General features: G+C 66.8%; 16 protein-coding genes and 1 other RNA gene. 12 read left to right on the top strand and 5 right to left on the bottom strand.

Going from position 1 to position 13,257, the window contains the following annotated elements; genetic code table 11:
- Positions 1 to 8 precede the first annotated feature (8 nt).
- The 7 genes from nudE (at position 9) to PVZ72_RS16910 (ending at position 6,559) form a co-directional block, all read left to right on the top strand.
- Positions 9 to 575, top strand: a complete 567-nt coding sequence (nudE, locus tag PVZ72_RS16880; protein ID WP_273862536.1) for an ADP compounds hydrolase NudE — start codon at positions 9 to 11, stop codon at positions 573 to 575.
- The gene (cysQ, locus tag PVZ72_RS16885; RefSeq protein WP_273862537.1) at positions 572 to 1,414 is read left to right on the top strand and encodes a 3'(2'),5'-bisphosphate nucleotidase CysQ; all 843 of its coding nucleotides are present in this window, start codon (positions 572 to 574) and stop codon (positions 1,412 to 1,414) included. Before nudE ends, cysQ begins: the two co-directional genes overlap by 4 nt.
- 339 nt (positions 1,415 to 1,753) lie before the next feature.
- The gene (locus PVZ72_RS16890; RefSeq protein WP_133860485.1) at positions 1,754 to 2,470 is read left to right on the top strand and encodes a GntR family transcriptional regulator; all 717 of its coding nucleotides are present in this window, start codon (positions 1,754 to 1,756) and stop codon (positions 2,468 to 2,470) included.
- The gene (locus PVZ72_RS16895) at positions 2,467 to 3,255 is read left to right on the top strand and encodes an SDR family oxidoreductase (RefSeq protein ID WP_273862538.1); all 789 of its coding nucleotides are present in this window, start codon (positions 2,467 to 2,469) and stop codon (positions 3,253 to 3,255) included. Before PVZ72_RS16890 ends, PVZ72_RS16895 begins: the two co-directional genes overlap by 4 nt.
- A 44-nt stretch (positions 3,256 to 3,299) precedes the next feature.
- Complete coding sequence (locus tag PVZ72_RS16900) at positions 3,300 to 4,232, top strand: 3-keto-5-aminohexanoate cleavage protein (protein WP_273862539.1); 933 nt, start codon at positions 3,300 to 3,302, stop codon at positions 4,230 to 4,232.
- A 53-nt stretch (positions 4,233 to 4,285) separates the two neighbouring features.
- Positions 4,286 to 5,164 carry an SMP-30/gluconolactonase/LRE family protein gene (locus PVZ72_RS16905; protein WP_187980913.1) on the top strand — a complete coding sequence of 293 codons (879 nt, stop codon included), beginning with the start codon at positions 4,286 to 4,288 and terminating at the stop codon, positions 5,162 to 5,164.
- A gap of 69 nt (positions 5,165 to 5,233) precedes the next feature.
- Positions 5,234 to 6,559 carry an MFS transporter gene (locus PVZ72_RS16910; RefSeq protein ID WP_273862540.1) on the top strand — a complete coding sequence of 442 codons (1,326 nt, stop codon included), beginning with the start codon at positions 5,234 to 5,236 and terminating at the stop codon, positions 6,557 to 6,559.
- 76 nt (positions 6,560 to 6,635) lie between these two features.
- Here the strand turns inward: PVZ72_RS16910 and PVZ72_RS16915 are convergent, their stop codons facing one another.
- The 4 genes from PVZ72_RS16915 to PVZ72_RS16930 are packed head-to-tail and all read right to left on the bottom strand — an operon-like array spanning position 6,636 to position 10,963.
- Entirely contained in the window at positions 6,636 to 7,865 is a 1,230-nt protein-coding gene (locus PVZ72_RS16915) for a 2-octaprenyl-3-methyl-6-methoxy-1,4-benzoquinol hydroxylase (RefSeq protein WP_273862541.1), read from the bottom strand.
- A 19-nt stretch (positions 7,866 to 7,884) separates the two neighbouring features.
- The gene (gene ubiH, locus PVZ72_RS16920; protein WP_273862542.1) at positions 7,885 to 9,066 is read right to left on the bottom strand and encodes a 2-octaprenyl-6-methoxyphenyl hydroxylase; all 1,182 of its coding nucleotides are present in this window, start codon (positions 9,064 to 9,066) and stop codon (positions 7,885 to 7,887) included.
- Entirely contained in the window at positions 9,053 to 10,402 is a 1,350-nt protein-coding gene (gene pepP / locus PVZ72_RS16925; protein ID WP_263259093.1) for a Xaa-Pro aminopeptidase, read from the bottom strand. Before pepP ends, ubiH begins: the two co-directional genes overlap by 14 nt.
- 6 nt (positions 10,403 to 10,408) lie before the next feature.
- Positions 10,409 to 10,963, bottom strand: a complete 555-nt coding sequence (locus PVZ72_RS16930; RefSeq protein ID WP_133860478.1) for a UPF0149 family protein — start codon at positions 10,961 to 10,963, stop codon at positions 10,409 to 10,411.
- Between the two features lie 98 nt (positions 10,964 to 11,061).
- On the opposite strand from PVZ72_RS16930, the gene PVZ72_RS16935 reads away from it, so the two are divergent.
- From PVZ72_RS16935 to PVZ72_RS16950, 4 genes are all read left to right on the top strand, one after another.
- On the top strand, positions 11,062 to 11,292 hold the full coding sequence (locus PVZ72_RS16935; protein WP_007161334.1) for a TIGR02449 family protein: 231 nt from the start codon (positions 11,062 to 11,064) through the stop codon (positions 11,290 to 11,292).
- Positions 11,289 to 11,597: a cell division protein ZapA gene (locus PVZ72_RS16940; RefSeq protein WP_133860477.1), complete on the top strand. Its 309-nt coding sequence runs from the start codon at positions 11,289 to 11,291 to the stop codon at positions 11,595 to 11,597. Before PVZ72_RS16935 ends, PVZ72_RS16940 begins: the two co-directional genes overlap by 4 nt.
- Before the next feature lie 60 nt (positions 11,598 to 11,657).
- A non-coding RNA gene (gene ssrS, locus PVZ72_RS16945) (6S RNA) lies at positions 11,658 to 11,835 on the top strand.
- A 15-nt stretch (positions 11,836 to 11,850) separates the two neighbouring features.
- The gene (locus tag PVZ72_RS16950; protein ID WP_273862600.1) at positions 11,851 to 12,480 is read left to right on the top strand and encodes a 5-formyltetrahydrofolate cyclo-ligase; all 630 of its coding nucleotides are present in this window, start codon (positions 11,851 to 11,853) and stop codon (positions 12,478 to 12,480) included.
- Here PVZ72_RS16950 and PVZ72_RS16955 read toward each other — a convergent pair.
- Positions 12,447 to 12,614 carry a hypothetical protein gene (locus PVZ72_RS16955; RefSeq protein WP_166655883.1) on the bottom strand — a complete coding sequence of 56 codons (168 nt, stop codon included), beginning with the start codon at positions 12,612 to 12,614 and terminating at the stop codon, positions 12,447 to 12,449. The genes PVZ72_RS16950 and PVZ72_RS16955 overlap by 34 nt on opposite strands.
- Before the next feature lie 182 nt (positions 12,615 to 12,796).
- On the opposite strand from PVZ72_RS16955, the gene PVZ72_RS16960 reads away from it, so the two are divergent.
- Positions 12,797 to 13,252, top strand: a complete 456-nt coding sequence (locus PVZ72_RS16960; protein WP_273862543.1) for an EVE domain-containing protein — start codon at positions 12,797 to 12,799, stop codon at positions 13,250 to 13,252.
- Positions 13,253 to 13,257: the final 5 nt, after the last annotated feature.

The raw sequence follows: 13,257 nt of genomic DNA on the forward strand, positions 1-13,257 counted from the left end.
AGCCGTCCATGCGCCAGAAACCCACTGTTCTCGCCCGACAGATCGTGGCCAAGAGCCGCCTGTTCACCGTCGAGGAGATGCAGTTGCGCTTCGCCAACGGCGAGGAGCGCACCTATGAGCGCCTGGCCAACAAGGGCACCGGTCACGGTGCGGTGATGGTGGTGGCCCTGCAGGACGCCACCCGCGCCCTGCTCATCGAGGAATACTGCGGCGGCGTGGAAGACTACGAACTGTCGTTGCCCAAGGGCCTGGTGGAGCCGGGCGAAGAGATCCTCGACGCCGCCAATCGCGAACTCAAGGAAGAGGCGGGTTTCGGTGCCCACCAGCTGGAATACCTCACCGCGCTGTCGCTGAGCCCCGGCTACATGAGTCAGCGCATCCATGTGGTGCTGGCCCGCGACCTCTATCCGGAGCGCCTGCCGGGCGATGAACCCGAGCCCCTCGAAGTCAGCAGCGTCGACCTGCGCGAGCTGTCGCAACTGGTGCAGAATCCGCGCTTTTCCGAAGGCCGGGCCCTGGCCGCCCTCTACCTGGTGCGCGACCTGCTCACCCAACGCGGAGACCTTTCGGCATGATGGCGCCCGTTTCCATTACCGCTCCGCTGGTACTCAACGTCATCGACTTGGTGCGCCAGGCCGGCGCGGCCATCCTGCCCCACTGGCGCCAAGGCGTGGCGGTGCGGCAGAAGAGCGACGACTCGCCGGTGACCGCCGCCGACCTCGCCGCCCACCGGGTGCTGGCCGACGGCCTCGCCCGGCTGACCCCGGACGTGCCGGTGCTGTCGGAGGAAGCCTGTGACATCCCCTTCGCGGCGCGCAGCGCCTGGGACGTCTGGTGGGTGGTCGACCCCCTGGACGGCACCAAAGAATTCATCGACGGCAGCGAGGAATTCACCGTCAACGTGGCCCTGGTCGAACGCGGCCAGGTGATCTTCGGCGTGGTCGGCATCCCCACCCGGGACGTCTGCTTCAGCGGCGGCCGCGAACTGGGCGCCTTCCGCATCCAGGGCGAAGACGGCATCGAGATCGGCGTGCGCGTCCAGCCGGAAGACGCCTTCACCGTGGTCGCCAGCCGCCGCCACGGCAGCCCGGCCCAGCAGCGCCTGGTGGACGGGTTGGGCGATACCTTCGGCGAACCCAAACTGGTAAGCGTCGGCAGCTCGCTCAAGTTCTGCCTGCTGGCCGAAGGCCTGGCCGACTTCTATCCCCGACTCGCCCCCACTTCCCAGTGGGATACCGCCGCCGCCCAGGGCGTGCTGGAAGGCGCCGGCGGCGAGGTCGTAACCCTGGACGGCCAGCCCCTCACCTACGAGATGCGCGAGTCCTTCCTCAACCCGCACTTCCTCGCCCTGCCCCGCGAGGCCGCCTGGCGGCAACAGGTGCTGGAGCTGGCCGGGTCGTTGGGCGACGCCTGAGCCACGCCGGCCCAAGTGGATTCCCAGAGGCTACCCGCCTGATATCGGAGTCGTATTCGTGCGCCTCCATAGCCCCTTCGCTCGGCACAGCCATCGCTGCCGATTTCGCCCTGTCAGTTTCGGCGCCTGTTTCTGCGGTGTGTCGAGCAATTCGGAATTACCCACCCAGTCTCGTATGAATCTCTGAATCAGCTACTTGAAGCGGTGTTCGCCGCCCTCGTTAGCAGCCCCAGGATTCACCGGCCTATTACCGCATCACCTAAAAATCGGCGAATCCAGACTTGACACCGCAATTTTGTGATCACATATTTTATCTCACAAAATAAAAAGGAGCCGGTCATGTCCGACGTCCCCCTCGCCTTTCCCGCGCTGCGCCAGGTCACCCGCGCCACCCTGCAGGACCAGGTCTATCGCCAGCTGCGGGAAGCCCTGATGAGTGGCCGCTTTCAACCGGGGCAGAAACTCACCATCCGTGGTCTGGCCGAGGCCCTGGGTTCCAGTCCCATGCCCGTGCGCGAGGCACTGCAGCGCCTGAGCGCGGAAAATGCTTTCGAAGTATCAGGCACTGCCCGGTTGCGTGTACCCATGATGACGGCAGCGCGCCTGCGCGAGATCCGTGACGCCCGGGTCGCCCTGGAAGGCCTGCTGGCAGAGCGCTGCATCCAGCGCCTGGACGCCAGCGACCTGACGCAGATCGGCAGCATCTACCAGGACATGCAGCAGGCCGTGGACAACCACGACGTGCCTCGCTACCTCTGGACCAACTTCGCGTTCCACCGACGCATCTACGCCGTCGCCCGCGCCGACCTGATCGTTGCCGCCGTGGAGACCTTCTGGCTGCACATGGGTCCCTGCTTCGCCCTGGTGGCACCCGAGCCAGCCCACCTCGACCGCTCCATGGAGGCCCACGCCCGCATCGTCGCTGCCCTGGAGGCCCGCGATGGCGCCGCCGCTCGCGCCGCGGTGGCAGACGACATCATGCAGGCCGCCGACTCGCTCGGCCGCCTGCTGGCCCAGCGCGAAAATTCCAAGAGCAACGGAGGCAAACGCGCATGAGCGTGCTCGACAGACTCATCCCCTACTCCAACCTGCGGGTACTGATCTCCGGCGGCGCTGCCGGCATCGGCGAAGTCCTGGCCACGGCCTATCTGGAAGCTGGTGCCCAGGTCCATGTCTGCGACGTCAGCGAAACTGCCCTGGCAGCCTTTCGCGAACGGCATCCTACCGCCCTGGCCACCCGTGCGGATGTCGCCGTGGCTGCGGACGTCGCCCAGGTCTTCGTTGCGCACCGCGACCATTGGGATGGCCTCGATGTGCTGGTCAACAACGCCGGCATCGCCGGTCCGACGGCAGGCATTGACGACATCAACGAAGCCGACTGGCAGCGCACCTTGGACATCAATCTCACTGCCCAGTACCGCTTTGCCCATCACGCCGTGCCCCTGCTGCGCGAATCGCCCCATGGCCATCTGCTGCAGATCGCTTCGGTGGCCGGCCGCCTGGGCTATGCCTGGCGTACGCCCTATGCCGCTACCAAGTGGGCCATCGTCGGCATGATGAAGTCCCTGGCGGCCGAGTTGGGCGCAGCCGACATCCGAGTCAACGCCCTGCTCCCCGGTATCGTCGAGGGACCGCGTATGGACGGGGTGATCCGCGCCCGTGCCGAGCAGCTCGGTCTGCCGGAAGCGGAGATGCGCGAGCAATACCTGAAGAAAATTTCTCTGGGGCGCATGGTGACCGCCGAGGACGTCGCCGCCATGGCGCTGTTCCTCTGTTCGCCGGCGGCGTGCAACGTCACCGGCCAGGCGATCAGCGTGGACGGCAACGTCGAGTACCTCTGAAGCCCCAGCGTTTCCACAACAACAATTCACAGGAAACCCGCCTCATGGCCCACGCTCGCCCCGTCATCATCACCTGCGCCGTTACCGGTGCCATCCATACTCCATCTATGTCGCCGCATCTGCCGGTCACTCCCGAACAGATTGCCGACGCCGCCCTGGGCGCCGCGGCAGCCGGTGCCGCCATCGTCCATCTCCATGCCCGCGATCCCGAGGATGGTCGGCCGGTGCAGGATCCGGAGCTGTTTCGCCGCTTCCTGCCGCGCATCAAGCGGGAAAGCGACGTCATCATCAACCTCACCACTGGCGGCGCTCCGACCATGGGTGTGGAGGAGCGCCTGCAACCGGCGCTGCAGCTCAAGCCCGAGCTGGCATCGCTGAATATGGGGTCGATGAACTTCGGCCTCTACGAGATGCTCGGCCGCTTCAAGGACTTCCAGCACGCCTGGGAACGTCCTTACCTGGAAGAGAGCGACGACCGCATCTTCCGCAATACCTTCCGCGACATCGCCCATATTCTCGAGGCCTGCCGCGAGAATCACACGCGCTTCGAGATCGAGTGCTACGACATCGGCCACCTCTACACCGCTGCGCACTTCCTCGAGCGCGGACTGCTGCCGCGTCCACTATTCATCCAGTCGGTATTCGGCCTGCGCGGCGGCATCGGCGGGCACCCGGAAGACCTGATGCAGATGTGCCGTACTGCCGACCGGCTGTTTGGGGCGGACTATCTCTGGTCGGTACTCGGCGCCGGACGCAACCAGATACCGCTGGCGACCATGGGTCTGGCCATGGGCGGCAATGCACGGGTCGGTTTGGAGGATTCACTGTGGGACGGTCCGGGCAAGCTGGCCGCCTCCAACGCCGACCAGGTCCGGCGCATCCGTACCGTGGTGGAGGCCCTCGGTGGCCGGGTCGCTAGTCCAGATGAAGCCCGCGAGCTCCTGGGACTGAAGGGACGCAACGCCGTCGACTTCTAGCCCGCCCACCGAACCGCGCTTCCCGCAAAACAACAACAGAGAGGGAAAACATCATGCGTATCGAGATCGTCGCCGACCTCAAGACCACGCTTGGCGAAGGGCCACTGTGGGACGTGAATCAGCAGCGCCTGTATTGGCTGGACAGCTTCGACGGCCGCATCCTGCGCTGCACCGCCGACGGCCGCGAGCTGCGGGCCTGGGACGTCGGCCAGAAAATCGGTTCCATGACCCTGCGCCGCGACGGCGATCGCGCCTTGGTAGCCCTGCAGGAAGGCATCCACGACCTGGATCTGACCAGCGGTGAACTCACGCTCATCCATGCGCCCGAGCCCGACCTGCCACACAACCGACTCAACGACGGCAAGGTGGATCGCCAGGGACGCTTCGTTTTCGGCTCCATGGATACCCGCGAAGAAAGCGCCTCGGGCCGCCTCTACCGGCTGGATCCGGACCTGTCACTGCACGTCCTGGACGAAGGCATCATCTGCTCCAACGGCCCCTGCTGGAGTCCGGATGGCAGCACCCTGTATTTCACCGATACCTGGACCGGCGAGCAGTGGGCCTATGCCTACGACACGGCAACCGGCGCGGTAGGCGAGCGGCGCACGCGCAACCGGATCGACACCTCCGGCGGCGGCGCCGCGGATGGCGCCACCGTGGATGCCGAAGGCTACCTCTGGCAGGCCCTGGTCTACGCTGGCCAGCTGGTGCGCTACACCCCCGATGGTCAGGTGGAGCGGATCATCGAGATGCCGGTGAAGAAGGTCACCAGCGTCATGTTCGGCGGGCCCGAACTGGACATCCTCTACGTCACGTCCATGGCACGTCCGCCTCTGCCGCGCTTTCCCGGTGACGGTCAGCTGCGCGGTGCCCTGTTTGCCGTTCACGGCCTGGGCGTACGCGGCATCGCAGAGCGCCGCTTCGCCGCCTGACCCACCCTCCCACCGCTTCCAAACCCTTCAGGTTCTGACAGGGCGCCCGGCGGCGCCCGGAGCACACTCATGCACACCGCAAACAAGGCCTCGCTGCGCCAGATCCACCGCTATTCCTGGGTTTCCCTGCTGGTCTGCTGGCTGATCTGGATTCTCAACGCCTACGACCGCGAGATCGTCCTGCGCCTGGGGCCCACTATCTCCAAGCACTTCAACCTCAGCCCCGATGACTGGGGCACCATCGCCACCCTGATCATGCTCGCTCTGGCTCTGCTGGATATTCCGGGAGCGATGTGGAGCGACCGCTATGGCGCCGGCTGGAAGCGCGCACGCTTCCAGGTACCCCTGGTGCTGGGCTATACCGCGCTGTCGTTTCTCTCCGGCTTCAAGGTTCTGAGCCATAGCCTGACCAGCTTCGTCGCCCTGCGTATCGGGGTGAACCTGGGTGCCGGCTGGGGCGAACCGGTCGGCGTAAGCAATACCGCCGAATGGTGGCCGGTGGAACGCCGCGGGTTCGCCTTGGGCGCCCACCACACCGGCTACCCCATCGGCGCGCTGCTCAGCGGCCTGGTGGCCAGCTTCGTGCTCACCACCTTCAGTGAGGACAACTGGCGCTATGTCTTCTTCTTCGCCTTTGTCGTCGCCGTACCGCTGATGCTGTTCTGGTCGCGCTATTCCACCGCCGAGCGAATCACCGCGCTGTATGCGGACATGGCAGCCAAGGGACTCACCCCACCTGATATCACCCCCAGCGGTCAGGTCGCCAAGGGCCAGGCGTGGCGCACCTTCACCGCGACCCTAAGCAACCGCAACATCGCCCTTACCGCCGGTAACACCCTGCTGACCCAGGTGGTGTACATGGGCATCAACATCGTACTGCCGGCCTACCTCTATAACATCGCCAAGCTGTCGCTGGCCGAGTCGGCTGGGCTCAGCGTGGTCTTCGCCATCACCGGCATTCTCGGACAACTGATCTGGCCAACCCTCTCGGACATCATCGGGCGCAAGATCACCCTGATCATCTGCGGCCTGTGGATGGCCGCCAGCGTCGCTGCCTTCTACTTCGCCAGCAGCATCACCCTGATCATCCTGGTACAGCTGCTGTTTGGCCTGGTAGCCAACGCCGTTTGGCCCATCTACTACGCGGTTGCCTCGGATGCCGCATTGCCGTCGGCCACCTCCACCGCCAATGGCATCATCACCACCGCCATGTTTATTGGCGGCGGCATCGCACCGGTACTGATGGGCTGGCTGATCAGCGCCGGGGGCGGCTGGACCAGCCTGGGCGGCTACGTCTCCTGCTTCTTTCTGATGGCGGGCTGTGCCCTGGGAGGTGCGCTTCTGCAACTGGGTACCCGAGCACCGGCCAAGCCCGCCATCGCCGCGCGCCCCTGACACCAGGAGCGCAATAGCGCCCAGACCTCAAAGCGCCTTCGGCACCTGCTGGTGATCGGGCAACAGTGAGCGGGTGCTAGGCCACGACCCTGGCCAGTTCCGGCACATCGCCGGACAGGCCCAGGGCGCGGCGGACGAACAGCGCCTTGGCCTCGAAGTGGCGATCAACCTGCTTGAGCGCGGCGTTGCGCAACCAGCGCAGCGGCAGGCGGTCGTCTTGGAACAGGCGCTGGAAGCCTTCCATCGCCGCCATCATCGCCAGGTTGTGCGGCATGCGGCGGCGCTCGTAGCGTTCCAGCACCCGCTGCTCGGCGATGGATTCACCGCGCGCCTGGGCATGGCGCAACTCCTCGGCCAGTACCGCGGCATCGAGAAAGCCCAGGTTGACGCCCTGCCCGGCCAGCGGATGGATGACATGGGCGGCATCGCCGATCAAGGCCAGGCCAGGTTCCACATAGCGCTTGGCATGGCGCTGGCGCAGCGGGATACACAGTCGCGTGTCGCTGCATTCCACCTTGCCCAGACGCTGCTCGAAGGCCTCGCCCAAGGCCTGGCAGAAGGCCGCGTCGTCCAGGGCCATCAGTCGCTCGCCCTGCTTGGGCGTGCAGGACCAGACGATGGAGCACCAGCGGGTATCGCCACCGCGGTCCAGAGGCAGGAAGGCCAGCGGGCCGTCGTCGGTGAATCTCTGCCAGGCGGTGCGCTGGTGCGATTCGGCGCAGCGCACGCTGGTGACGATGGCATGGTGCAGATAGTCCCACTCGCGGGTTTCCAGCCCGGCCAGGCGGCGTACGGCGGAGGTGGCACCATCGGCGGCCACCACCAGGGGGGCGCGGATCTGGCGGTCACCAGCCAGTTGCACCAGCCACTGGTCGCCGGAGCGACGCAGCAACTCCAGGCGCGCCTCGGGCAGGAGCAGGACGTTGGCCTCGGCCAGGCGTTCGAGCAGGGCATCCTGCACCACGCGATTCTCGACGATATGGCCGAGCACCTCGGCATGCACGCTGGCGGCATCGAAATGCACGACGCCGGTGCCGGAGCCGTCCCAGACGTGCATCGCCTGGTAGGGACTGACGCGGCGCGCGAGGATGCCGTCCCAGGCGCCGAGGCGTTGCAGGATGCGTTGACTGGCCAGCGACAGGGCGCTGACCCGGGGTTCGAAGGGCAGGTCGCTTTCGACCGCGCCAGGGGTGAGCGGGCCGCGGTCGAGCAGCACCACCGACAGGCCGCTGTCGGCCAGGGCCAGGGCCAGGGCGCTGCCGACCATGCCGGCACCGACGATCACCAGATCCGCATGGGTCAGCATGCTCGTTTCTCCTCGCAGGTCAGGGACGGGTACCCAGGCCCATGGCCTGGCGGGCGAAGGCACTCTTGGCCGGCGGGCACAGTTCCAGGCCGACCAGGCCCAGGTTGCGTCCGGCACTGAGCCAGGGCCGGCTGTTGGAGAACAGCCGGGTGATGCGATCGGAAAAGCCGATGGTCAGCTGCTGGTCCAGGCGCTGGCCCTGCAGGTAGTCCTGCAGGGCGGCGAAGTCGCCGGGTGCCGCGGCGCTCTCCAGCAGGCACTCGGCCAGGCTGTCGACATCGCGCAGGGACAGGTTGAAGCCTTGGCCGGCGATGGGGTGCAGGCTGTGGGCGGCATTGCCCAGGACCACCAGGTGCGGGCGGATCTGCTCGTTGGCTTCCAGCAGGGTCAGGGGATAGGCATGGCGGGTGCCGACCTGGGTGAAGCTGCCCAGGCGATAGCCCACCGCCTGCTGCAATTCGGCGAGAAAGACGGCGTCGGGCGCCTGTTGCAGGCGCAACGCCTCGGCATCCGGCTGGGTCCAGACCAGGGCGCTGCGCTGACCCGGCAGGGGCAGCAGCGCCAGGGGGCCGTGGGGGGTGAAGCGCTCGAAGGCGCGACCACCATGACCCAGATTGGTCGAGACGTTGGCGATCAGCGCGGTCTGCTCATAGACCGTCCGCCGCACCTCGATGCCGAGGGATTCGCGCAGCGCCGAGCGACCGCCGTCGGCCAGTACCGCCAGGCCGCATTCGAGGATGTCGCCATCATCCAGCTCCAGGCGATAGCCATCGGCAACGGCGGTGAGCGTGCGCACCTCGGCCGGGCAGCGCCATTCCACGACCTCGTGATCCAGCGCCTGCCAGAGCACCTGGCCGATCCAGGCGTTCTCCACCACATAGCCCAGCGCCGGCAGATTCTCGTCGCGGGCGAGCAGCTGGGTCACGCCGAAGCGGCCCTGGTCGGAAACCTGGATCTCGCGGATCGCCTCGGCGTGTTCGGCCAGGGCATCCCAGACGCCAAGGCGCTGGTAGATCAGCCGCGAGCCGTAGGACAGCGCCGAGGAGCGGGCATCGTAGCTGGGCTGATAGGTGTCGCCGGGGGCGAAGGGCTCCACCAGCAGGATGCGCCAGCCGCGCGCCTTGGCGCCGGCCTGCAGGGCCAGGGCCAGACTGGCACCCACCAGGCCGCCACCGATGATGGCGATATCAGGACGTTGCATGAGCGTTCTCCCGGCGGTCGCGCGCGGCCGCCATCAAGCCTTCGATCTCCGCGGCCGCCTTGGGCAGGCCGGCGGTCAGCACCTCGCAACCACTGCGCGTCACCAGCACCTCGTCCTCGATGCGGATACCCAGGCCGCGCCATTTGCGCGGCACCTCGGCCTCCACCGGGATATACAGTCCGGGCTCCACGGTCAGCGCCATGCCCGGCTCCAGCATCCGCCACTGATCGCCGATGCGGTATTCGCCGACGTCATGGACATCCAGCCCCAGCCAGTGACCAGCACGGTGCATGTAGAACTGCCGACAGGCGCCCGTCTCGATCAGGTCGTCCAGTTCGCCCTGGAGCAGACCCAGCGCCAACAGCCCTTCGGTGATCACCCTGACCGTGGCTTCGTGGGGTTCGTTCCAGTGCCGCCCGGGCGCCACGCAGGCAATGGCGGCCTGGTTGGCGGCCAGCACGATGTCGTACAGCTGCCGCTGCTCCGGCGAGAAGCGGCCATTGACCGGAAAGGTACGGGTCACGTCGCTGGCATAGCACTCCAGTTCGCACCCGGCATCGATCAGCACCAGGTCGCCGTCGCGCAGGGGCGCATCGTTGGCCTGGTAGTGCATGACGCAGGCATTGGCCCCGGCGGCAACGATGGAGCCATAGGCCGCCAGTCGGGCCCCGCCCTGGCGGAAGCAGTAGTCCAGCTCGGCCTCCAGGTGATACTCGCGCAGCCCCGGTTGGCAGGCCTGCATGGCACGCAGGTGGGCCGCACAGGTCAATTCGGCGGCGGCCTTGAGCAGGCGCACCTCGGCGGCCGACTTGTACAGCCGGCTGTCGTGCAGCAGGGTATCCAGCGCCAGCAGCTCCCGCGGCGGCGAGGCGCCCTGGTCGGCCTTGGCGCGGATCAGTTCGATCCAGTTGAGCAGTTGCCGCTCGAATTCCGGATGGGCGCCCATGGCGTAGTAGACCCGCTCGCGCCCTTCCAGCAGGCCGGGCAGGATGTCGTCCAGATCGCCGATGGGAAAGGCATCGTCCGCGCCATAGTCGGCCAGCGCCCCTTCCTGACCGGCGCGCCGGCCCTCCCAGCGTTCCAGCTCCGCGTCCCGTTCGCGGCAGAACAGCAGGTATTCACCGTGGGCCCGGCCGGGAATCAGCACGGCCAGGGCCTCGGGCTCGGGAAAACCGGTGAGGTACTGGAAGTCGCTGTCCTGGCGATAGGGCTGCTCGATGTCGCGATTGCGCAGGCACACCGGCGCGGCGGGCAGCAAAGCGATGCCGCCGTGGCCGATCTCGGCCATCAGGGCGCGGCGGCGACGGGCGAATTCGGCCTTGTGGATCCGCGGCATGGCCGCTCAGTGCACCACGGGCGCAGGTTCGGGGAGGGGGCCGCGCCCGTATTCGCCGTACAGCAGCAGCGGCGCCACACGCAGGTATTCGGTGACTTCCATGAAGTCGTTCTCGCCCTCTTCGCCTTCCTCGGCGGGTTCCTGGATCTGTGCAATGGCCGCCAGGTCCTCGAGCACCTCGCGCGCCTCGCCCGAGACCTCGCCGGTGCGCCCGGACAGTCCGAAACCGGCCAGGAAGCCCTGGCACCACTGGCCCAGGGCAGCGGTGCGCTCGGCGAGCGGCACCTCGTCCGGCGGCAGCATCAGCACCAGGGCCACCTGCTGGCCGGCGAATTCCTGCTGCACCATGCCCAGCAGCCCCGACAGTGCCGCCTGCAGACGCTCGCCCGGCGCGCCACCGAGCAGCTCGCTGGCCGCGGCCAACCAGTCGTTCTCGTCGAAGCCCGCGCCCCCACAGACCCGCCCGAGCAGGTGACCGTGGAGTTCGGCAGGCGAGACCGGCAAAGCGGCCTCGGCGAGCAGGGTGGAGAAGGCGGCGTAGGCGGATGCTGAGCTGGACATGGCGTCGAGGGGAGGCGCTGGCTAGAATGAAGCCTTATCCTACGCGCTGACCCCGCCGGCGGCCAATCTCGTTGCACCCTTCTGGAGCTGTAGCCCTCATGCGCGAGTCTCGCGACACGCCCCTCGACGCCGATCTGGAAGCCCTCGGTGACCGTGTGGAGCGCCTGCTCCTGCGTCTTGAGGAATTGCAGCGGCAGAATCGACAACTGCGCCAGGGCGAGCGCAACTGGCGCCAGGAGCGCGCCGAGTTGATCGAAAAGAACGAATTGGCCAGATCGAAGGTCGAAGCGATGATTTTACGCCTGAAAGCTTTGGAGCAGGACTCATGAGCATCGAGACCGTGACCGTCCAGATAATGGAAAAGGAATATCGCATCAGCTGCCCGGCTGACGAGCGCGCCAACCTGGAGAGCACCGCTCGCTACCTGGACGGCAAGATGCGCGAGATCCGCGGCAGCGGCAAGGTCATCGGCGCCGACCGCGTGGCCGTGATGGCCGCCCTCAACATCACCCACGAACTGCTGCACCGCCAGGACGACGTCAGCCTGGAAGTCAGCAGCACTCGCGAGCGGGTCCGCGACCTGCTGGATCGCGTCGACCGGGCGCTGATCACCGAACACGACACCACTGCCTGACCGCCAGCCGAGGATCGGCAGGGGGGTTTGCATCCCGGCTCAGGGGCGTATACTGGAGGTCACTCTCTGGTGTGTGCGCCAGTCGGTCATGTCCCCGAGCCGATAAGCAACACCCCGGGGGTTGCTCGTAAGGCTGGTGTGCATGTCCGCTACGGCGGAAAGCCTAAAGGTCTACGACTTCTCCCACCTTGAACCAAGGGTTCAAGGGCTACACCGGCAGCGGCATTCCGGAGAGCTCATTTTTTCCATGACCATCCCGCCTTCTCCCGATCTCAGCAGGCCCGCGCTGCGCAAGCTTCTGCGCCAGCGACGTCGCGCCCTTACCCCTGCCCAGCAACGCCAGGCCGCCCGCCAGCTCTATCGGCAACTCGCCCAGCATCCGCTATTTCGCCGTGCGCGACATATCGCCTTCTATCTGCCCAGCGATGGCGAGATCGATCCGCGTCCACTGCTCGAAGAAGCCCAGCGCCGCGGCAAGGCCACCTATCTGCCAGTGCTCTCGCGCTGGCCGCGGACGGCGATGATCTTTCAGCGGGTCGGTCGCGGCGAATCCTGGGTGCGCAATCGCTTCGGCATCGCCGAGCCGCGCCCGGATCGGCGCCTGGGTCGGCCGACCTGGGCCCTGGAGCTGATCCTGATGCCGCTGGTGGGCTTTGATCCCCAGGGCGGACGCCTGGGCATGGGCAAGGGCTTCTATGACCGCAACCTGGCCTACCTGGCGCGCCGGCGGCAATGGCACAGTCCGCAGCTGATCGGCTGCGCCCATGAATGTCAGAAGGTGGAGCGACTGGCACTGGCAGCCTGGGACGTGCCCATGGCGGCCGTGGTGAGCGATGGCGACTGGTACGCTCAGCGGATGGGAGAGACTTCCCGCGTCGGCTGAACGTCGCTGGCATAGCGGGCGTACTGCTGCTGGCTCTGGTGCTGTTCCCAGAAACTTTGGGTGTACCCGGTGGTGACCACGCCCAGGGTAAAGATCAGGACCAGCACCCATAACAGATCAGGTTTGCGTTTCATCGAGCTGGGCCACCCCCTTGCTGGCACCTTTGGGCAGGACAGGACGTCGCCCTGTTATGCTCAGCGCGTACGATCAGACTACATCCGGAATGGGCGGCATTCTGCGACAAGCGGTCGCCCCTTGCAATCGACCAGACCCTTTCCTGGAAGCTCCCGAGCCTCCATTCGTCAGGAGACGAACCGTGGCCTGCTGGCTGTTGAAATCCGAGCCCGATGAGTTCTCGCTAACCGACCTGGAACACCTGGGCCAGGCGCGCTGGGACGGGGTGCGCAATTACCAGGCGCGTAACTTCCTGCGCGCCATGGCATCCGACGAACTGTTCTTCTTTCATCATTCGAGTTGCGCCGAACCGGGCATCGCCGGCATCGGCCGCATCGTCGGCGCGGCCTTCGCGGACCCTACCGCCCTGGACCCTGAAAGCCCCTACCATGCGCCCAAGGCCAGCGCCGAAAACAACCCCTGGACGGCGCGCCAGGTCGCCTTCGTCGAGGCCTTTCCGCGGGTGCTGAGCCTGCCGCGCCTGCGCCAGTTGCCGGCGCTCGCCGACTTCGCCCTGCTGCGCAAGGGCAACCGCCTCTCGGTGATGCCGGTCAGCCCGGCGGAGTGGACAGCGATCGTCGCCGCGGCGCGCGGCTGACCGCC

Source organism: Pseudomonas sp. LA5 (assembly GCF_028640825.1).
Taxonomy (GTDB): domain Bacteria; phylum Pseudomonadota; class Gammaproteobacteria; order Pseudomonadales; family Pseudomonadaceae; genus Chryseomonas; species Chryseomonas aestiva.